This is a genomic window from Mesorhizobium sp. 43Arga, from assembly GCF_053714255.1.
The window spans coordinates 132,046-151,234 of record NZ_JBSKBO010000007.1 but is presented as its reverse complement, the minus strand read 5'-3'; the positions used below and the strand labels follow the sequence as shown (position 1 = coordinate 151,234).

The following is a 19,189-nucleotide window of genomic DNA, read 5'->3' as shown; positions in this document are numbered from 1 at the left end:
GGGGGTCGAACGCTAGGCAGCGCAGACTTCGCGGATCGAGCTTTCCAGAATGTCGAGCGCCTCGTTCATGACCTCGTCCTGGATGGTGATCGGTGCGAGGAAGCGGATGACGTTGCCGTAGACGCCGCAGGTCAGCAGGATCAGACCCTTGTCGAGCGCCTTCAGCCGGATGGCGTTGGCGATCTCGGCCGAGGGCAGGCCCTTCTTGACGTCGTTGAACTCGACCGCGTTCATGAAGCCGAGGCCCCTGATATCGACGATCTCGGGCACGTCGTCGCGGATCGACTGCAGGCGCTGCTTCAGCCGCGCGCCCAGCGTGTTGGCGCGGTCGCAGAGCTTTTCGTCCGCGATCACGTCGAGAACCGCGTGTGCCGCGGCGACGCCGATCGGGCTGCCGCCATAGGTGCCGCCGAGGCCGCCGGGGCCAGGCGCATCCATGATCTCGGCGCGGCCGGTAACGGCCGACAACGGGAAGCCCCCGGCCAGGCTCTTGGCCATGGTGGTGATGTCGGCCGCGACTTCGTGGTGATCCATCGCGAACATCTTGCCAGTCCGGGCAAAGCCGGTCTGCACCTCGTCAGCGATGAGCAGCATGCCGTGCTGGTCGCAGAGCTTGCGCAGCGCGGTCAAGAATTCGCGCGGCGCCTCGTAGAAACCGCCCTCGCCCTGAACCGGCTCGACGATGATGGCGGCGACGCGGGCCGGATCGACATCGGCCTTGAACAGCCGGTCGAGTGCGGCCAGCGAATCGGCAACCGACACGCCATGCAGCGGCACCGGGAACGGCGCGTGATAGACGTCGCCGGGCATGGCGCCAAAGCCGACCTTGTAGGGCACGACCTTGCCGGTCAGCGCCATGCCCATGAAGGTGCGGCCATGGAAGCCGCCGGCGAAGGCGATGACGGCCGGGCGTCCGGTGGCGTTGCGGGCGATCTTGATGGCGTTCTCGACCGCCTCGGCGCCCGTGGTGACGAAGATGGTCTTCTTCTCGAACTTGCCGGGCAGCATGGCGTTCAGCCGTTCGGCCAGCCGCACATAGCTCTCATAGGGGACAACCTGGTGGCAGGTGTGGGTGAAACGGTCGAGCTGCGCCTTGACCGCTTCGATCACCCTGGGATGGCGGTGGCCGGTGTTGACGACGGCGATGCCCGAGGAAAAGTCGATGTAGCGGCGGCCTTCGACATCCCAGATTTCCGAATTTTCGGCCCGGTCGGCATAGATTTGCGTGGTCATGCCGACGCCGCGCGAGATCGACTGGTTTTTGCGTTCGGAAATGGCTGAATTCTTCATGATATCCTTCATCGGGCCGGCGCCCGTCCTCGTTGATCAGATGTCTTCTGACCTTATTTCATGTTTTCCTCAAGTCGGCACCACCGGCGGCCGATTGGGCCTGCGACGGGAAGATCCCGCCCTCAACCAGTCGGGCGATACGCGTACGAGACCGGTTTCCTTTTTTCGGGGATCGATTATCCTCCTGACAGCCGCGAGGCATCGCGATCAGCGAGCGACCCGCGGCTTGGGGGAGCCCATGAGCAGGAACGCGACATCGTCCGTCTCGCCGCCATCCGTCAGAACCTCCAGCCTTTTGTCATTTCCAATCGCCTCGGCAATGTGCGCCTGCGCAACCGCATTGCTGCTGGCCGGCTGCCAGAAGCAGGAAGCGGCAGACAAGAGACTGCCGATCATGGTGCGCACCGAAACGGTGGCGATGGCCGACTATGCGCCGAGAACCTCGCTGACAGGCGTGATCGCGGCGCGCACGCTGAACAATCTGTCGTTCCGGGTCGGCGGCCGCATTGCCGAGCGGCTTGTCGATGTCGGCCAGCATGTCGACCAGGGCGCGGTGCTTGCACGCATCGATCCGCAGGAGCAGCAATCCGACCTGCGTTCCGCACAGGCCGATCTCGATGCGGCACAAGCGCAGCTGACCCAGTCCGCCGCCGCCTTCGAGCGGCAGAAGACGCTGCTTGCCCAGGGCTTCACCACCAGGCGCGACTATGACGCCGCCGACCAGGCGATGAAAGTGGCGCAAGGCAGCGTCGATGCCGCGCGGAGCGCATTCGCCAATGCCCAGCAGAACCTGTCCTTCACCGAGCTCAAGGCGGGCGCACCCGGCGTCATCACCGCCCGCCAGGTCGAAACCGGCCAGGTGGTGCAGGCGGCGCAAACCGTCTTCACCGTCGCCGAGGACGGCGACCGCGACGCCGTCTTCAACGTGCAGGAGACGCTGGTCGCCAGGACGCCGGCCTCGCCGGCGGTGACGATCACGCTGTTGTCCGATCCCCAGGTCAGGGCGACAGGCAAAGTGCGCGAAATCTCGCCGGTGGTCGACCAGGCCTCCGGTTCGATCCGGGTCAAGGTCGGCATTGCCGACACGCCCGCCGGCATGCCGCTGGGGGCGGCCGTCATCGGCTCGGTCGGCGCCAAGCCGGCGAAGGCGATCCTGCTGCCCTGGCAGGCGCTGACATCCAGCGCCGGCAAACCGGCGGTCTGGATCGTCGACCCCTCCACCAAGGCGGTGACGACGACGCCGGTCGAGGTGCTGGCTTTCGATTCAGGCACGGTCGTCATCGCCAACGGGCTGAACGAAGGCCAAAGCGTCGTGACCGCAGGCGGGCAGTTGCTCAGTCCCGGCCAGACGGTCGAGATATCGGGGGCGGCCCAATGAACCGGTCCATCATGCTTGGCCTGTTCGCGCTTGGCGCGCTTGCCGGCTGCTCGAAGTCGGAGGAAAAGCCGCCGGAGATCATCCGGCCGGTGCTGTCGGTCGTGGTCGAGCCGCGCACGACGCAAACCTTCGGCTTTGCCGGCTCGGTCGAGCCGCAGATCAGCGCCGACCTTGCCTTCCGCCTGCTTGGCCGGGTCGTCTCGCGCGACGTCAAGGTCGGCGACATCGTCAGCAAGGGCACCACGATCGCAGCACTCGACCCGACCGCGCTGGAGCTGGCGGTGCAAGCGGCCAGGGCCGAGCTCTCCAATGCCGAGGCCCAGTTCGCAAATGCTGCCGCCAGCGAGGAGCGCCAGCGCCAGCTGCTTGCCTCGGCCAACGCCTCGCAGGCCGTCTTCGATGCCGCGCAGCAGGCACGCAAGGCGGCGGAAGCCAATGTCGAGCGAGCCAAGGCTTCGCTTGCCAAATCGCAGGAGCAGCTTGGCTATGCCAGGCTGTTCTCTGATTTCGACGGCGTCGTCACCGCGGTCGGCGCCGAGGTCGGACAGACCGTCTCGGCCGGCCACACGGTCGTCACCGTGGCGCGCTCGGATCTGCGCGAAGCCGTGGTCGACATTCCCGATCAGTTGACCGGGGATCTGACGGTTGGCACGCCATTCCAGGTCATCCTGCAATCGCTGCCGACGATCGAGACCCAGGCCAAGCTGCGCGAGATCGCGCCGCAGGCCGAGGGCTCGACCCGCACCCGGCGCGTCAAGCTGACGCTCACCGATCCGCCACAGGCCTTTCGGCTCGGCTCGACGGTTACGGCGACCCGCGTGACCGAGGTGGCGCCGACGATCGAACTGCCCATGTCGGCGCTGCTGGAAAAGAACGGTTCCGACAAGGTTTGGATCGTCGATCCGCAGACATCGAGCGTGAGCACGCGCGACATCAAGGTCGCGTCGAAGAATGGTGGCACTTTTACGGTGGCTGAAGGGCTTGACGCCGGCATGCGCGTCGTCACCGCGGGCGTCCACAGCCTGATCGAAGGCCAGAAGGTCAAAGTGCCGGAGGGTGGCGTCTGATGAAGGGCTTCAATCTCTCCGACTGGGCGCTCAGCCACCGCTCCATGGTCTGGTATTTCATGCTGGTCTTCGTCGTGGCCGGCATCTTCTCCTACCTCAATCTCGGCCGTGAGGAAGACCCCAACTTCACCATCAAGACGATGATCATCCAGGCCAACTGGCCGGGCGCGTCGGTCAAGGAGACCTTGCAGCAGGTCACCGACCGCATCGAGAAGAAGCTCGAAGAGCTCGATAGCCTCGACTTCACCAGATCCATCACCACCGCCGGTCAGACCGTCATCTTCGTCAACCTGAAGGACACCACCAGGGCGCGCGATGTCGTGCCGAACTGGCTTCAGGTGCGCAACATGGTCAACGACATCAAGGCGCAGTTTCCGCAAGGTGTGCAGGGGCCGTTCTTCAACGACCGCTTCGGCGATGTCTACGGCAACATCTACGCCTTCACTTCTGACGGGCTGACGCCGCGCCAATTGCGCGACTATGTCGAGGATGTCCGCACCAAGATCCTGACCGTGCCGAATGCCGGCAAGGTCGATCTCGTCGGCGCGCAGGACGAAGCCATCTATCTCGAATTCTCCACCCGCCAGATCGCCGCTCTCGGCCTCAACCAGCAGGCGATCGTGGCAAGCCTGCAGGCGCAGAACGCGATCACGCCGTCCGGCGTCATCCAGTCCGGACCGGAGCGCATCAGCGTGCGCGTCGGCGGCCAGTTCACCTCCGAGGACAGCCTGCGTGCCATCAATCTGCGCGTCAACGACCGCTTCTTCCGGCTGAGCGATGTGGCGACGATCACCCGCGGCTATACCGATCCGCCGACGGCGCTGTTCCGCTTCAACGGTCAGGACGCGATCGCGCTGGCCATCGGCATGAGGCCCAACGCCAATCTGCTGCAGTTCGGCGAGGCGCTGCACAAGGAGATGAACAAGGTGCTGGCGGACCTGCCGATCGGTGTCGGCGTGCACCTGGTGGCCGACCAGCCCGTCATCGTCGAGGAGGCGGTTTCGGGCTTTACACGCGCGCTGTTCGAAGCGGTGGCCATCGTGCTCGCGGTATCGTTCATCAGCCTGGGCATGCGCGCCGGCTTTGTCGTGGCACTGTCGATCCCGCTGGTGCTGGCCATCACCTTCACGGTCATGGCCTATCTCGGCATATCGCTGCAGCGCATTTCACTCGGCGCGCTGATCATCGCGCTCGGCCTTTTGGTCGACGACGCCATGATCGCCGTCGAGATGATGGTGGCGCGGCTGGAGGTCGGCGACAATCTGCGCAAGGCGGCAACCTATGTCTACACGTCGACCGCCTTTCCGATGCTGACCGGTACGCTGGTGACCGTCGCCGGCTTCATCCCGATCGGCCTCAACTCGAGTGCGGCCGGCGAATACACCTTCACGCTGTTCGTCGTCATCGCCGTATCGCTTCTGGTGTCATGGATCGTGGCGGTGCTGTTCGCGCCGCTGCTCGGCGTCACCATCTTGCCGGCGACGATGAAGACGAAGCACCACGACCAGCCTGGGCGCCTCACTTCGCTGTTCCGGAGCGTGCTTGTCGGCTCGGTGCGCCACCACTGGCTGACCATCATCGCCACGGTGCTGTTGTTTGCCGCCTCGATCGCCGGCTTCGGTCTCGTCCAGCAGCAGTTCTTCCCGCCCTCCGACCGGCCCGAGCTGATCGTTGACTGGAACCTGCCGCAGAATTCCTCGATCGCCGAGACGCGCGACCAGATGGAGCGCTTCGAGCAGCGGGCGCTGGTCGGCAATCCCGACATCGACCATTTCTCATCCTATATCGGCGAGGGCGCGGTGCGCTTCGTGCTGGCCTACGACGTGCAGCCGGCCAACCCTTATTTCGGCCAAACCGTGATCGTCACCAAGAGCCTCGAAGCCCGCAACCGGGTCAAGCCGGCGCTGGAGAAGCTGCTGCGCGAGGAGTTCGTCGGCACCGACGCCTTCGTCAAATTGCTCGAACTCGGGCCGCCCGTCGGCCGTCCGGTGCAGTATCGCGTCGGCGGTCCCGACATCCAGACGGTGCGCGAGCTGGCACAGCAGTTCGCAGGCCTCATCTCGGCCAATCCGAGGTTGGCAGCACCCACTTTCGACTGGAACGAGCCGCAGCGCGTGCTGAGGGTCGACGTGCTGCAGGACAAGGCGCGCCAGCTCGGCATCACCTCCTCCGACATCGCCAGCGCGCTCAACAGCACGGTCGGCGGCGCCACCATCACGCAGGTGCGCGACGCCACCTATCTGATCAATGTCGTGGCGCGCTCACGCGATGCCGAACGCGGCTCGATCGGGACGCTGCAGAACTTGCAGCTGCCGACCAGCACCGGCGAGGCGATCCCTCTCGCTGCGGTGGCCAACTTCCGCTACGAGCTGGAGCAGCCGACGGTATGGCGGCGTGACCGCATTCCCACGATCACCGTGCGCGCCGGACTGGTCGGCGATACGCTGCCGGCGACCGTGGTCAACGAGTTGAAGCCGTCGGTCGATGCCTTCATCGCCAAGCTGCCGCCGCGCTATTCGGTCGAGACCGCCGGCTCGGTCGAGGAAAGCGCCAAGAGCCAGGGGCCGATCGCGGCGGTGGTGCCGCTGATGCTGTTCGTCATGGCCACCATCCTGATGATCCAGTTGCAGAGCTTCCAGCGCCTGTTCCTAGTGGTGGCGGTGGCGCCTCTCGGGCTGATCGGCGTGGTCGCGGCCCTGGTGCCGAGCGGGGCGCCGCTCGGGTTCGTCGCCATTCTCGGCGTGCTGGCGCTGATCGGCATCCTCATCCGCAACTCGGTCATCCTGATCGTGCAGATCGAGGACCTCGTCGCCGAGGGCAAGGACCGCTGGGCGGCCGTTATCGAGGCCACCGAACACCGCATGCGGCCGATCGCGCTGACGGCCGCCGCCGCCAGCCTGGCGCTCATCCCGATCGCGCGCGAAGTGTTCTGGGGCCCGATGGCCTATGCGATGATGGGCGGCATCATCGCGGGTACCGCCATCACGCTGCTGTTCCTGCCGGCGCTTTATGTGACGTGGTTCCGGATCAAGGAGCCGAAGCAGGGGCAGGACAAGGCGGCTGCTGCAGAGACGTGAGGTAAGGTCGGTTCCAGGACTCGACGTCGAACGTCCAGCTAAGCTCGCACAAACCCCTCACTCGCCCTGAGCAGATTGCGCGTATAATCCTCTGTCACGCGGTGCGCGACAAGTTGGGCCGCCGTGAGGTTCTCGACCGCCTCGCCGCTTTGCATCACCATCAGCCGCTCGCACATATGGGTGATGATGGCGAGGTCGTGGCTGACCATCAGGAAGGTCAGCTTGCGCCGTCGGCGGACCTCTTCCAGCAGATTGAGCACTTCGGCCTGCACCGAGGCATCGAGCGCCGAGGTCGGCTCGTCGAGCAGCAGGATGGATGGCTCGAGGATCAGCGCACGTGCGATCGCCACGCGCTGGCGCTGGCCGCCCGACAATTGATGCGCGTAGCGGAAACGAAAGCCGTCGCCAAGGCCGACCTCGTCGAGCGCCCGCTCGATGCGCTTTTCGCCATCGGCAAAGCCATGGATGGCAAGCGGCTCCTGCAGCAGGCGGTCGACGGTCTGGCGCGGGTGCAGCGAGCCATAAGGATCCTGGAAGACCATCTGCACTTCGCGATAAAAGGCCTTGTCGCGGCGCGCGCCGAGCGTCTTGCCGTTGACCGTGATACTACCTGCAGCGACCGGCGCAAGGCCGGCGATTGCCCTGAGCAGCGTCGATTTGCCGGAACCGCTCTCGCCGACCAGGCCGAAGGATTCGCCCGACCTGACTTCGAGGCTGACGCCTTTCAGCGCGCGAAACCGGTCGAAGATCACTTCCAGCCCGTCGACGGCGATCGCTGCTGTCATGCCGCCCACTCCGGCTTGCGGTCGAGTACCGGCAGCGGGTGGCGCTCGAAGCCGATTCTGGGCATGCAGTTGAGCAGGCCGCGCGTGTAAGGATGCTGGGCCTGGCCGAGTTCGGAGGCCTTGAGCTGCTCGACCACCTTGCCGGCATACATGACGATGACGCGATCGCAGAAGGACGAGACCAGGCGCAGGTCATGCGAAATGAAGATCAGGCCCATGCCGCGATCGCTGACCAATTTATCGAGGATGCCGAGCACGTCGAGTTGCACGGTGACGTCGAGCGCCGAGGTCGGCTCGTCGGCGATCATCATTTCCGGCCCGGCGATGAGCATCATGGCGATCATGGCGCGCTGGCCCATGCCACCTGACACTTCGTGCGGGTGCAGGTCGAAGACGCGTTTGGGATCGCGGATCTGCACCGCTTCCAGCATGGCCAGCGCGCGTTCACGCGCCTCGGGTTTGGACACCTTCTCATGCGTGCGCAGCGTCTCGACGATCTGCCTGCCGATGCTCATCACCGGGTCGAGCGAATATTTCGGATCCTGCAGGATCATGGCGATGCGGTTGCCCCGCAATGCGCGGCGCTGGCGCGCCGAAATGCCGAGCAGGTCAATGCCGTCGAAGGCCAGTTTCCTCGCGGATATCCGGGCCTGCGGCGGCGTCAGGCCCATGATGGCGCGGCCGGTCTGCGACTTGCCGGATCCGCTTTCGCCGACAATGCCCAACCGCTCGCGGCCGAGCGTGAAGGAAACGCCACGCACGGCCTGGACCAGGCCGGTGCGGGTCGGAAAATCGACCCGAAGATCATCGACCTCAAGCAGCGTGCCGCTCATTGGTCACCGCTCCGGGGATCGAGGGCATCGCGCAAGCCGTCGCCAAGCAGGTTGAAGCCGAGGCTGACGACGAGGATGGCGAAGCCGGGCGCGCCGGCCACCCACCACTGGTCAAGGATGAAGCGGCGGCCCGACGCAATCATGGTGCCCCATTCGGGCAGCGGCGGCTGGGCGCCGAGGCCGAGGAAGCCAAGTCCGGCGGCAGTCAGGATGATGCCGGCCATGTCGAGCGTCACGCGCACGATCAGCGAGGAGATGCAAAGCGGCATGATGTGGCGCAGTACGATGCGGAAGGGTGAGGCGCCCATCAATTGCACCGCCTTGATGTAATCGGAATTGCGCACCGTCAGCGTCTCCGCGCGGGCAATTCGCGCGTAAGGCGGCCAGGAGGTGATGGCTATAGCCAGCACCGCGTTCTCGATGCCGGGGCCGAGGGCAGCGACAAAGGCCAGCGCCAGAACCAGCTTGGGGAAGGCGAGGAAGATGTCGGTGATGCGCATCAGGATGGCATCGGTCCAGCCGCCGGCGTAACCAGCGACGGTGCCGACCAGCAGGCCGATGGGGGCGGCGATAATGGCGACCAGGATGACGACATAGAGCGTCCAGCGCGAGCCGTAGAGGATGCGCGAAAGGATATCGCGGCCGAGGTCGTCGGTGCCGAACCAGTGCCCGGCGCTGGGCGCCAGCAGCCGGGAATTCTTGAGATCACCGAAGGTCGGCGAATAGGGCGCCAGCACGCCGGCAAGGGCGGCGATGACCAGCAAGGCGATGATGATCAGCAGGCCGACGAACGCCAGCCGGTTGGCGGAGAAACGCCGCCACGCGACATAGGCGCGGCCAAGCCTTGCCTGCATGCGCGAAGCCGGGCGCTCACTGAGCAACCAGTCGCGACGAGAGAAGGGGCGGATGTCGGAGGCGGTCATGATGATGCCTCTTGAAGCTGTCGACCCCCACTCCGGTCTGCTCCGCAGACCACCTCTCCCCCGTTCGACCGGGGAGAGGAAAGGCGCCAAGCGTGCGACAGGGCTTTCCTGTCCCCCGGGCAGGGGGAGAGGTGGCCCGAAGGGCCGGAGTGGGGGTGATTGGCCGCAGCCGAGCCCGAAGGTGGGATAGCTCTGCTCATCCTGTCTTCGTCCTCGGGTCGAGCACGCGGTAAAGAAGATCCGACAGGAGGTTGATGCCGATGAACACCGAACCGATGACGATGGTGCCGCCGAGCACGGCGTTCATGTCGGCGTTCTGCAGCGAGTTGGTGATGTAGAGGCCGATGCCTGGCCAGGAGAAGACGGTCTCGGTCAGCACCGAGCCTTCGAGAAGGCCGGCATAGGAGAGCGCGATCACCGTCACCATCGGCACCGCTGCGTTGCGCAGCGCGTGGCCCCAGATGATGCGGGTTTCCGACAGGCCCTTGGCGCGCGCGGCGACGATGTATTCCTGGGCGAGTTCGTTGAGCATGAACGAGCGCGTCATGCGGCTGATATAGGCGAGCGAGAAATAGCCCAGCAGCGAGGCCGGCAGGATGATGTGGCGGAAGGCATCCCAGAAGACATCCCACTGACCCTGCATCGCCGAATCGAGAAGGTAGAAACCGGTGATCGGCGTGAAGGTGTATTCGTAGACGACATCGAGCCGGGCCGGAAAGGCCACCCATTGCAATTTGGCGTAGAACAGCACCAAGCCCAGAAGGCCGAGCCAGAAGATCGGCACCGAATAGCCGATCAGGCCAATGACGCGCACGATCTGGTCGATAATGCTGCCGCGCCTGACCGCGGCCAGCACGCCGAGCGGTACGCCGAACAGCGCGCCAATCAGTGTCCCCAGCGTGGCCAGTTCCGTCGTTGCCGGCAGCGCACGGCGAATATCGGTCATGACCGGATTGGTGGTCAGCACCGATGTGCCGAAATCGCCGTTCAGGGCATTTTTCACATAGATGTAGAACTGTTCGATCAGCGGCAGGTCGAGGCCCATCTCGCGGCGCGTGCGCTCCACGACATTGAGAGGCGCCCGATCCCCGAGCACCGCCAGCACCGGATCGATCGGGATGACACGGCCGATAAAGAACGTCACCGCGAGCAGACCCAGATAGGTCGTGACCGCGATGACCAGGAAGCGGCCGATCGCCGACGCGATGGCGACCGCGCGGGCGCTGCCGCGCCCGCTCTCGTTTTCAATCGCGCTCATGCGGCGCGTCCGTCGGCTTTATTCTTTCGAGACCGGGCCGACGAAGTTGCTGTCGAAGCTCGGACCGAGTGCGAAGCCCTTGAGGTTCTTGCGCAGCCCGGCCACTTCCAATTGCTGATGGATGATGACGAAGGGGCTCGTGTCGAGGATCTTCTGCTGCAAATCCTTGTACATATCAGCCCGCTTGCCCGCATCCTTCTCCAGCAGTGCCGCTTCGGTTTCCTTGGTCAGGTCCGGAATATCCCAGGAATTGCGCCAGGCGAGCGTGTGCGACTTGCCGGCATCCGAATTGTCGGGATTCGAGGCAAAGGTCTGGGCGTTGGAGTTCGGATCGAAATAGTCCTGGCCCCACTGGCCGATGTAGATGTCGTGGTTGCGGGCGCGGTATTTGGTCAGCGTCTGCTTGCCGTCACCTGGAATGATCTCCAGCTTGATGCCGGCCTGGCCGAGCGTCTGCTGGATCGATTCCGCCATGCCGGTGATCGGCTGGCCCGTGCGTACATCCATGGTGACGCTGAAGCCGTCGGCCAGGCCGGCCTTGGCCAGCAATTCCTTGGCCTTGGCGACATCGAGCTTGAAGGGATTGGTGTCGATGGCGCCGAGATCGCCCTTGGGCAGGAATGACTGGTGGATTTCGCCGATACCCTTGAGGATGGTCGAGCTCAGCGCATCGTAGTCGACCAGGTATTTGAAGGCCTGGCGAACCTCGGGCTTGGCGAGGTTCGGGTTCTTCTGGTTGAGGCTGATGTAGTAGACCGTGCCCTTCGGCGCGCTGGTGGTGGTGAGATCGGCGTTCTTGGCGATGGCGTCGAGGTCGTTCGGCTCAAGGTTGCGGGCAACGTCGATGTCACCGGCTTCGAGCGCCAGGCGCTGGGCCGAGCTTTCCTTCATGTTGCGGTAGATGACGCGGGCGAGCTTGGCCTTTTCACCGTGATAATTGTCGTTGCGCTCCATGACGACGGCTTCGTTGGCGCGCCATTCGCGCAGCTTGTAGGCGCCGGAGCCGGCATAGCCGGTCTTCAGCCAGGCATTGCCGAAGTCGTTGTCCCATTTGTAGTCGGCGCTCGGCGTCACTGCGGCGACATGCTCCTTGACCAGCTTGGCGTCAACAACGGAAGCGACCGTGGCCGACAGGCAGTTCAGCACGAAGCTCGGCGCATAGGCCTTGTCGACGGTGAACTGGAAGGTGGTGTCGTCGATTGCCTTGGCCTTTTCGGTGACGTTGTCGCCGCTGATGCCGAACTGATCGATGATGAAGGCCGGGCTCTTGTCCAGCTTGACGGCGCGTTCGAACGAATAGGCGACGTCGGCCGCGGTGATCGGGTTGCCCGAGGCGAATTTGAGGCCTGGCTTGAGTTTGAACGTATAGGTCAGGCCGTCGTCGGAGACGGTCCAGCTCTCTGCGAGATCCGGCTTGACCTTGGAGGTGTCGCCGAGGTCGAGGCGGACCAGCAGATCATAGGTGTTGCCGGTGACTTCGGCGGTCGACAGTTCGAACGCCTCGCCCGGATCCATGGAGATGATGTCGTCGATGGCGAAGCCCTCGACCAGCGTGTCGGCGGGTGTGACCGCGAAGGCGGGCGCTGCGCCAACGAGCAGCGCGGACATCGCCGCGCCCGCTAGCAAGGCGCGCGAGCGAAGAGCAAACTTTTCCATCATCATAGTGATTGTTCCCTGTTTTGTTGGTTGTTGACCTGAGTTCCCGGCTCAGGGTTGCAGAATTCTTGTCAGGGCCAAACGGCAGCCCTTTAGCCCCTTACCGTCGTGGTTTTTGTCCAATTGGTCAACAGCATATCCAGTGGTCTCGTGCCGGGCAACGAGCATTTATTCGGCAGCCGATTGGAGCAGAATGGCGGCTGGCGCGTCGACGCACGGGCTGGCCGATCAAGGCAGCCAAACGAGAAAAATCTGCTAATTTTTCAGCTATTTCAGCGCGGCGACCAGGCCGGCATCGGGAAAGCAGGTCGCGGCCTGGCCGTTCTTGGCCTGCCACTTGCCGATCGAGCGGCGGGTCTTGAAGCCGGGCAGGCCGTCGGCGCTGCCGACATCATAGCCCTTGGCTTCCAGCGCGCGTTGCAGGGCGGCGATGTCGGAGCGGTGGAGATCGCCGACCGGACCCCAACTGCCGGAAAAATTCTGGTCGCCATGCACAATGCGGTCGGCGCCATGGCCGATGAACAGCGCATAGAGGTCGCTGGTGTTGTATTCCTTCAGCACATAGAAATTGGGAGTGGCGATGAAAGCCGGCCCGCTGCGGCCGGCCGGCATCAGCAGGAAGCCTTCCGCCTTCAGCTCGCTCGCCGGAAACGGCTTGCCGCCGACGCGCTTGATGCCCATAGCAGCCCACTCAGAGATCTTCTTGCCCTGATCGGGACCTTCCAGCGAGCAGGAGACGCTTTCGGGCACGGTCACCTCGAACCCCCAGCCGCGTCCCCTCACCCAGCCATAGTGGACGAGATAATTGGCGATCGAGGCGAGCACGTCGGGCGTCGAGTTCCAGATGTCGACGCGTCCATCGCCGTCGAAATCCACGGCATGCTTGAGAAAGGAGGTCGGCATGAATTGCGGCTGGCCAAGCGCACCAGCCCAGGACGATTTCATCGCGCCGACCGGGGCGAGGCCGCGTTGGACGATTTCCAGCGCGGCCAAAAGCTCGGTGCGGAAGAAATCCTGCTTCGTCGACATGAACGCCTTGGTGCCCAGCACCTCGAAGGCATCGTAAGGCATCTTTGCCGCGCCGAAGCCGGTCTCGCGGCCCCAGATCGCCATAAGGATCTCGCCGGGCACACCATAGCGCTTTTCGATGGCGGCGAGCGTTTTGGCGTTCGTGGCTTCGCGCGCGCGGCCGCCTGACGTCACCGCACGAACCGTTTTCTCGGCGAAATAGGCGCCGGGCGAGCCGAATTCGGCCTGATGCTGCTTCTGCGGCGTCTTCGGCTGCTCGCCGGGCATGACAAGGTCGGGCAGCTTCAGATTGGGCTTTATGCCGTCGAAGGCGGCATCGAAGGTCGGCTTGGATATGCCTTTGGTTTTGGCCTGCGGCCAGAGGTCGTTCTGCAGCCAGGCGCGGAACTGGTCGTCGATCTTGGCGGCAGAGGCGGGGGCAGCGAGGAGGACGGCGAAAAGCGTCGCGATAAGGGCGAAGGTGATTGTGCGAAGGAATGCGGTCATCTCGGCCCCCGCCAATTGCGTCAAAACGCCGTCCGCGAGCGCAGTGCGGCGGCGAGCGTGCCCTCGTCGAGATAGTCGAGTTCACCGCCGACCGGCACGCCATGCGCCAGCCTTGTCACCTTGATATCGAAGCCGGACAGCTGGTCGGTGAGGTAGTGCGCGGTGGTCTGGCCCTCGACCGTTGCGTTGACCGCCAGGATGATCTCCTTGACCTCGCCGCCGGCGACGCGGTCTATCAACGAGCGGATGTTGAGCTGGTCGGGGCCGACACCGTCGAGCGGCGACAGCGTGCCACCCAGCACATGGTAGCGCACATTCATCGCCGCTGCCCGCTCCAGCGCCCAGAGATCCGAGACGTCCTCGACCACGATCAGCGTGGCGGCGTCGCGGCGCGGATCGGTGCAGATCATGCAAGGGTCCGATGTGTCGACATTGCCGCAAGTGGAACAGATGCGCACCTTGTCGGCCGCCTCGGCCATGGCAGCGGCAAGCGGCGACAACAGCTGTTCCTTCTTCTTGATCAGATGCAGCGCCGCGCGCCTGGCCGAACGGGGCCCGAGCCCCGGCACCTTGGCCAGGAGCTGGATCAGGCGTTCGATCTCGGGACCGGCGATTCGCTTGGACATTGCTCTGATCTAGGATTTTTCAGAGCGCTTTGGAACATCCTGCGTTCGCGCATGGTCGCCATGCTGCCAAGCGAAGCCGTGGCAATCAGTTGATCTCGAGCGGTCGAGACTGGCTGGCGATCATCGCGCCAATGGCGTCGGTATTCTCGGGCGTCGACTGGAACCCCATCGCCGCCTCTTGCGGCGCACCCTGAACCGAGGAGATGACGCGGGTGTTCAAGGTTCCGCCGAAACGGGAAGCATCCGGTTCTTCCATCGGCTCCTGCATCGCGACCATTGTCGGCTTCACGGTTACGCGCGCCGACTTTGCCGTGGGGGCCACGGCAGCGGTCACATAGATATCTTGAGCCGGGGCGGTCTTGGTTTTGGGTTGACGGGCCGGTTCCGCGGCGGCGGTCATATAGACCTGCTGCGCCGGAGCGGTGCGGGACGTTTTGGCCGGGCGCACCGGTTCGGCCGAGGCAACCATCGTCACCGGCGCGGCCGGCTTCACGGTTTCCGGCGCCACGGAGGCAACCATCGGCTCATCCGGCAGCGGCTGCCAGTTGCGGCCACGCTTCTCGTAGAAGGCATTGCCGCCGGCGACCATGGTGTAGTGCATGTTCTTGTAGGGGAAGCGCAGGCCGGCGGTGTGGAAATACATCGTGTTCTTCAGCTTGGCCTTGCGCTCACCCTTGAGCACGGCGTCGGCCGCTTCCTCGACATCGGGCATTGCGCGCGAATTCATCGGCCTGGTCATGACGCCCGGCGCGAACTGTCCCGGCTCGCCCACCACCTGGCAGATGGTGCTGCCATGGTTGCCGGAGCGCAGCCGGTTCATCACCACCGTGCCGACGGCGATCATGCCGTCGCGGCTCGACCGGTTGGATTCAAAGAACATTGCCCGTTCCAGGCACTCCCTGTCCTTCGGCGAGTGGCTGGAGGCGCGCGACGTCAGGAAACTTGGCGTAATGGCATCGGTCAGGCCTGCAACGGACATGCCGTGCGAAGTGGTCTGGCTGCAGGCGGCCAAAAACAGGGGAGACGTGATGACGCCGAGCAACAGCGGCGTCTTCCATCGCGTGACGATCAACAGGCTACCCTCTCACTTCAATGCCCGCCCCCAGGCTGCGGCAAGAATGAGACACTTTCGGGCAAAATGATGGCCAAAACGTTATTAACAACGAACTGTTGCTGAAAAGGCACAATTTCGAGGCTTTCCAGATAGATCGGGCCGTCATTTCACAAAAGCGATGACCGCTCTCTCTTGGTTTCGCCGCAATTGCCGAGGGCAAATCTTCGTCCCGTTTTTCCGGGAATCGCTACCGCCCAGCCGAAATCGCCGCCGCCTGGCCAGGCTCAAGCTCCTCGACCTTCTCCGAAAACAGGCCGCGCCTGAGGAACAGTGCCCGCGCGTCCCTGGCCGCCGGCGCGATCTTTCCCGGCCAGTCGCTGTCGATGAATTCGGCCTTGGTGAAATCGGGATTTGTTTCGGAGGCCGCCTCGAGGAATTCGGCGATCTCCAGCACGACAGAGCGCTCGTCCTTCGAAAGCGCCGACGTGCCGGCCTCGATCGAGGGGCGGTGCACGAAATCCTCGAACAGGTAGAAGTAGCCCTTGATGCCGACAATATCGACGCCGGCATCGCAATCGGCGAGAACTTCCAGAATCTCGTAGATCCTGTTGCGGATACGCTGCTCGATCAGTCTTTCGGACGGCTCTTCGGTCATGGGCGCATCGCCGCTGAGGTCTACTTTCACGCATGTCGTTACCCAAAACCGCCGCACGGCCTTGGGCGAGACGTATCAGAACGGCAGCTTCATTCCCGGCGGGATCGGCAGGCCTGATGTCAGCGCCTTGGTCTTTTCCTGCATGATCTGCTCGACCTTGGCCTTTGCGTCATTGTGGGCGGCGAGAATCAGGTCCTCGAGGATCTCGACCTCATCCTCTTTGAACAGAGAAGGGTCGATCTTCAGCACCTTCATCTCAAACTTGCCGCTCAAGGTAACGCTGACCAGGCCACCGCCAGCCTGGCCGACGGATTCGACCGTGGCGATCTCATCCTGCATGGCCTGGAACTTGGCCTGCATTTCCTTCGCCTTGCCCATCAGGCCGAGAAGATCTTTCATGGTCCGATCCTTGTCTTGGTTTATCAGGTCTCGTCGTCATCCGCCGGCGGCTCGACCGGCACTTCGGCTTCGGTCGCGTCTGCCTCCGGCGCGTCGGGAATGCGCACGTCGATGATCTTGGCGCCGGGAAAGCGCGCCAGTATGGCGGCGACCGTCGGATCGCTCTTGGCATCGAGGAAGGCGTTTTCGCGCTTGGTCGATTCCATTTCGGCCAGTGTCTGGCCGCCCTCTTCCTTCGATAGCGACACCAACCAGTTGCGGCCGGTCCAGGCGCGCAGTTTCGTCGTCAAATCGTTGAGCAGCAGCTTGGGCGCATCGTCGGTCAGGCTGACGTCGATGCGGCCGGGCTCGAAGCGGACGGGACGAATGCAGCGCTTGACCAGCACCTTGAAGGCGATGTCGCGCTGCGCGTCGGCAAGGGCAACAATGTCGGCCAGCGACCTGACCGGCACTTGCTGCGGCTCGGACACCGGCGCGGGCGGCGCGACGAAGGCGGCCGGCGCGGGCGTGGCCTCGACCAGCCGCATGGTCTGCGCCCCACCGGACCCGGATGGCATGCGCGCCTGCGCCACCGCACTGGCTCCGCCGCCATTGCCGGGGCTAGCGGGTGCCCCGTTCGGACGCGATGCGCCATTTTGAACTGTTGTTGCCCCGTCCAGGGATCGCAGCGCCTCGTCCAGCGTCGGCAGGTCGGCGGCATGCGCCAGCCGGATCAGCACCATTTCGGCGGCACTGACCGGCCGGTTGGAGGACTGCACCTCGGGAATGCCCTTGAGCAGCATCTGCCAGGTCCGCGACAGCACGCGGACCGACAGCGCTTTGGCGAAATCGGCGCCGCGTTGGCGCTCGTCCTGCGACAGCGATGCATCGTCCATGGCGGTCGGCACGAAACGCAACCGGGTGACGAGATGGTTGAACTCGGCAAGATCGGTCAGCACGGCGGCCGGATCGGCGCCGGTGTCGTATTGCGCGCGGAATTCGGCGAGTGCCGCCGCGACGTCGCCCTTCATCACATGTTCGAACAGGTCGACGATGCGGGCGCGGTCGGCCAGCCCCAGCATGGCCCGCACCGCCTCGGCGCCGACGGCGCCGGCGCCATGCGCGATCGCCTGGTCGAGGATGGAGAGCGAATCGCGAGCCGACCCTTCGGCCGCGCGCGCGATCATCGCCAGCGCGTCGTCGTCGACCGAAATGCCTTCCTTGGCGGCGATCGAAGAGAGATGCGCGACGAGCGCGCCGGCGTCGATGCGCCTGAGGTCAAAGCGCTGGCAGCGCGACAGGACCGTGATTGGAACCTTGCGGATTTCGGTGGTGGCGAAGATGAATTTGACGTGTGGCGGCGGCTCTTCCAGCGTTTTCAGCAGGCCGTTGAAGGCCGGCGTCGACAGCATGTGCACCTCGTCGATGATGTAGACCTTGTAGCGGGCCGACACCGGCGCGTAGCGCACGCGCTCGATGATGTCCCTGATATCGTCGATGCCGGTGTGCGAGGCGGCGTCCATCTCGATGACGTCGACATGACGGCCTTCCATGATCGCCTGGCAATGCTCGCCGAGCACGGCGAGGTCGACGGAGGGCTGGTCGATGGCCGCGGTGTTGTAGTTCAGCGCCCGCGCCAGGATGCGCGCCGTGGTGGTCTTGCCGACACCGCGCACGCCGGTCAGCATCCAGGCCTGGGCAATGCGGCCGGTGGCGAAGGCGTTGGTGAGGGTGCGCACCATCGGCTCCTGGCCGACCAGCTCGGAAAAATTCGACGGACGGTATTTGCGCGCCAGCACGCGGTAGGCGGCGGCCTTTCCATTCTCCGGGTTTTTTGGCCCCGAATTTCCGGCTTCGCTCATTCGCCCGTTAAGCTCCAAAAGGCCGCGCCCCAGGGCGCCATTCCTGCGCATAGTCTCGCCCGCGCTGCAATGCGTCGTCAATGTCGCGAGGTGGCCCGATGAGGTGGGAGGCTGGAACAATGACCCGTTCCGGGCTCGTTAGGGCTGCTTCCTTCCGGACCTGACCCGGTTGGCGAGTGGATCGTCCACCACCAACCTCCCGCTGTCCATATCGGCAATTGCGCGACGAAATGCAAGTGCGCAGGCAAATCGGCGCCATCACACAAGAGATTCGCTTGCAGCCCCGATGCAGCCGCTCTAGCGTTCATGGTTCGAGGAAACCAAGAAAAGCAAGGGGAAACGCCGATGCTGCCGGGCCTAAAGGCCGGATTCACGCTGGATGCCCGGCTGGAGGCGGACAGCGAGCAGTTGATGTGGCTTGGGCTGTGCGAATTGCGCGTAATGAATGACCGCCGCTGGCCGTGGCTGGTCTTGGTGCCGCAGCGGCCGGGCGCGGAAGAAATCCACGACATGACGCCGCTCGACCAGGCGATGCTGACCTTCGAGACCAATATGGTGGCGCAGGCGCTGAAGAAAGTCAGCGGCTGCGCCAAGATCAACACCGGCGCGCTCGGCAATATCGTGCGCCAACTGCATATCCATATCGTCGCACGGTCCGAAGGCGATCCCGGCTGGCCCGGCCCGGTCTGGGGGTATGGCCTGCGCGAGCCCTATCAACATTCCGACCTGCGCCGGTTTGCCGAAACGATAAGGGCGGCGCTATAAGCCTTCCCCGGTGTTTAGTCCAAACACGCGCATTTCAAAACATGTCCATCCCAAAGCATCAGAGTCC

At 64.3% G+C, this 19,189-nt stretch carries 16 protein-coding genes and 1 other RNA gene; 4 read left to right on the top strand and 13 right to left on the bottom strand.

Annotated features, from left to right (window positions below; all coding sequences use genetic code 11):
* Window positions 1–12 precede the first annotated feature (12 nt).
* On the bottom strand, window positions 13–1,290 hold the full coding sequence (locus ACWGS8_RS23680) for a 4-aminobutyrate--2-oxoglutarate transaminase (RefSeq protein ID WP_454583184.1): 1,278 nt from the start codon (window positions 1,288–1,290) through the stop codon (window positions 13–15).
* 238 nt (window positions 1,291–1,528) lie between these two features.
* Here ACWGS8_RS23680 and ACWGS8_RS23675 point away from each other — a divergent pair, with 238 nt between their 5' ends.
* The 3 genes from ACWGS8_RS23675 to ACWGS8_RS23665 are packed head-to-tail and all read left to right on the top strand — an operon-like array spanning window position 1,529 to window position 6,812.
* Window positions 1,529–2,668: an efflux RND transporter periplasmic adaptor subunit gene (locus ACWGS8_RS23675; RefSeq protein ID WP_454583183.1), complete on the top strand. Its 1,140-nt coding sequence runs from the start codon at window positions 1,529–1,531 to the stop codon at window positions 2,666–2,668.
* A complete protein-coding gene (locus ACWGS8_RS23670) occupies window positions 2,665–3,735 on the top strand; it encodes an efflux RND transporter periplasmic adaptor subunit (protein ID WP_454583182.1) in 1,071 nt (356 codons plus the stop codon). Before ACWGS8_RS23675 ends, ACWGS8_RS23670 begins: the two co-directional genes overlap by 4 nt.
* On the top strand, window positions 3,735–6,812 hold the full coding sequence (locus ACWGS8_RS23665; protein ID WP_454583181.1) for an efflux RND transporter permease subunit: 3,078 nt from the start codon (window positions 3,735–3,737) through the stop codon (window positions 6,810–6,812). Before ACWGS8_RS23670 ends, ACWGS8_RS23665 begins: the two co-directional genes overlap by 1 nt.
* Before the next feature lie 38 nt (window positions 6,813–6,850).
* Here ACWGS8_RS23665 and ACWGS8_RS23660 read toward each other — a convergent pair whose 3' ends face one another.
* The 12 genes from ACWGS8_RS23660 to ffs all read right to left on the bottom strand — a co-directional run bounded on the left by ACWGS8_RS23660 (window position 6,851) and on the right by ffs (window position 18,557).
* Window positions 6,851–7,597 carry an ABC transporter ATP-binding protein gene (locus tag ACWGS8_RS23660; protein ID WP_454583180.1) on the bottom strand — a complete coding sequence of 249 codons (747 nt, stop codon included), beginning with the start codon at window positions 7,595–7,597 and terminating at the stop codon, window positions 6,851–6,853.
* Window positions 7,594–8,430 carry an ABC transporter ATP-binding protein gene (locus ACWGS8_RS23655; protein ID WP_454583179.1) on the bottom strand — a complete coding sequence of 279 codons (837 nt, stop codon included), beginning with the start codon at window positions 8,428–8,430 and terminating at the stop codon, window positions 7,594–7,596. Before ACWGS8_RS23655 ends, ACWGS8_RS23660 begins: the two co-directional genes overlap by 4 nt.
* Window positions 8,427–9,353, bottom strand: a complete 927-nt coding sequence (gene nikC, locus ACWGS8_RS23650; protein ID WP_454583178.1) for a nickel transporter permease — start codon at window positions 9,351–9,353, stop codon at window positions 8,427–8,429. The genes ACWGS8_RS23655 and nikC overlap by 4 nt, the downstream gene beginning before the upstream one ends.
* A gap of 196 nt (window positions 9,354–9,549) precedes the next feature.
* Window positions 9,550–10,611 (bottom strand): ABC transporter permease, encoded by a 1,062-nt coding sequence (locus tag ACWGS8_RS23645; protein WP_454583177.1) that lies wholly within the window; start codon window positions 10,609–10,611, stop codon window positions 9,550–9,552.
* An 18-nt stretch (window positions 10,612–10,629) separates the two neighbouring features.
* On the bottom strand, window positions 10,630–12,273 hold the full coding sequence (locus tag ACWGS8_RS23640) for an ABC transporter substrate-binding protein (protein WP_454583176.1): 1,644 nt from the start codon (window positions 12,271–12,273) through the stop codon (window positions 10,630–10,632).
* 261 nt (window positions 12,274–12,534) lie between these two features.
* Entirely contained in the window at window positions 12,535–13,782 is a 1,248-nt protein-coding gene (locus ACWGS8_RS23635) for a lytic murein transglycosylase (protein ID WP_454583175.1), read from the bottom strand.
* A gap of 20 nt (window positions 13,783–13,802) precedes the next feature.
* Window positions 13,803–14,408, bottom strand: coding sequence for a recombination mediator RecR (recR, locus tag ACWGS8_RS23630; protein WP_454583174.1), 606 nt, complete (start codon window positions 14,406–14,408; stop codon window positions 13,803–13,805).
* A gap of 85 nt (window positions 14,409–14,493) precedes the next feature.
* Window positions 14,494–15,480: a cell wall hydrolase gene (locus tag ACWGS8_RS23625; RefSeq protein WP_454583173.1), complete on the bottom strand. Its 987-nt coding sequence runs from the start codon at window positions 15,478–15,480 to the stop codon at window positions 14,494–14,496.
* Between the two features lie 229 nt (window positions 15,481–15,709).
* A complete protein-coding gene (locus ACWGS8_RS23620) occupies window positions 15,710–16,117 on the bottom strand; it encodes a hypothetical protein (RefSeq protein ID WP_454583172.1) in 408 nt (135 codons plus the stop codon).
* A 75-nt stretch (window positions 16,118–16,192) separates the two neighbouring features.
* Window positions 16,193–16,516 (bottom strand): YbaB/EbfC family nucleoid-associated protein, encoded by a 324-nt coding sequence (locus tag ACWGS8_RS23615; protein WP_454583171.1) that lies wholly within the window; start codon window positions 16,514–16,516, stop codon window positions 16,193–16,195.
* A 23-nt stretch (window positions 16,517–16,539) separates the two neighbouring features.
* A complete protein-coding gene (locus ACWGS8_RS23610; RefSeq protein ID WP_454583170.1) occupies window positions 16,540–18,357 on the bottom strand; it encodes a DNA polymerase III subunit gamma/tau in 1,818 nt (605 codons plus the stop codon).
* Between the two features lie 103 nt (window positions 18,358–18,460).
* Window positions 18,461–18,557, bottom strand: an RNA gene (ffs, locus tag ACWGS8_RS23605) — signal recognition particle sRNA small type.
* A 145-nt stretch (window positions 18,558–18,702) separates the two neighbouring features.
* Here ffs and ACWGS8_RS23600 point away from each other — a divergent pair.
* Entirely contained in the window at window positions 18,703–19,122 is a 420-nt protein-coding gene (locus ACWGS8_RS23600) for an HIT domain-containing protein (protein WP_454583169.1), read from the top strand.
* Window positions 19,123–19,189: the final 67 nt, after the last annotated feature.

What these genes read in the sequence shown, in the direction of transcription:
- ACWGS8_RS23610 (WP_454583170.1), bottom strand. Translation starts at nt 18,357, where the DNA reads ATGAGCGAAGCCGGAAATTCGGGGCCAAAAAACCCGGAGAATGGAAAG.
- nikC (WP_454583178.1), bottom strand. Translation starts at nt 9,353, where the DNA reads ATGACCGCCTCCGACATCCGCCCCTTCTCTCGTCGCGACTGGTTGCTC.
- recR (WP_454583174.1), bottom strand. Translation starts at nt 14,408, where the DNA reads ATGTCCAAGCGAATCGCCGGTCCCGAGATCGAACGCCTGATCCAGCTC.
- ACWGS8_RS23670 (WP_454583182.1), top strand. Translation starts at nt 2,665, where the DNA reads ATGAACCGGTCCATCATGCTTGGCCTGTTCGCGCTTGGCGCGCTTGCC.
- ACWGS8_RS23615 (WP_454583171.1), bottom strand. Translation starts at nt 16,516, where the DNA reads ATGAAAGATCTTCTCGGCCTGATGGGCAAGGCGAAGGAAATGCAGGCC.
- ACWGS8_RS23655 (WP_454583179.1), bottom strand. Translation starts at nt 8,430, where the DNA reads ATGAGCGGCACGCTGCTTGAGGTCGATGATCTTCGGGTCGATTTTCCG.
- ACWGS8_RS23640 (WP_454583176.1), bottom strand. Translation starts at nt 12,273, where the DNA reads ATGATGATGGAAAAGTTTGCTCTTCGCTCGCGCGCCTTGCTAGCGGGC.
- ACWGS8_RS23600 (WP_454583169.1), top strand. Translation starts at nt 18,703, where the DNA reads ATGCTGCCGGGCCTAAAGGCCGGATTCACGCTGGATGCCCGGCTGGAG.
- ACWGS8_RS23660 (WP_454583180.1), bottom strand. Translation starts at nt 7,597, where the DNA reads ATGACAGCAGCGATCGCCGTCGACGGGCTGGAAGTGATCTTCGACCGG.
- ACWGS8_RS23635 (WP_454583175.1), bottom strand. Translation starts at nt 13,782, where the DNA reads ATGACCGCATTCCTTCGCACAATCACCTTCGCCCTTATCGCGACGCTT.
- ACWGS8_RS23645 (WP_454583177.1), bottom strand. Translation starts at nt 10,611, where the DNA reads ATGAGCGCGATTGAAAACGAGAGCGGGCGCGGCAGCGCCCGCGCGGTC.
- ACWGS8_RS23665 (WP_454583181.1), top strand. Translation starts at nt 3,735, where the DNA reads ATGAAGGGCTTCAATCTCTCCGACTGGGCGCTCAGCCACCGCTCCATG.
- ACWGS8_RS23620 (WP_454583172.1), bottom strand. Translation starts at nt 16,117, where the DNA reads ATGACCGAAGAGCCGTCCGAAAGACTGATCGAGCAGCGTATCCGCAAC.
- ACWGS8_RS23680 (WP_454583184.1), bottom strand. Translation starts at nt 1,290, where the DNA reads ATGAAGAATTCAGCCATTTCCGAACGCAAAAACCAGTCGATCTCGCGC.
- ACWGS8_RS23675 (WP_454583183.1), top strand. Translation starts at nt 1,529, where the DNA reads ATGAGCAGGAACGCGACATCGTCCGTCTCGCCGCCATCCGTCAGAACC.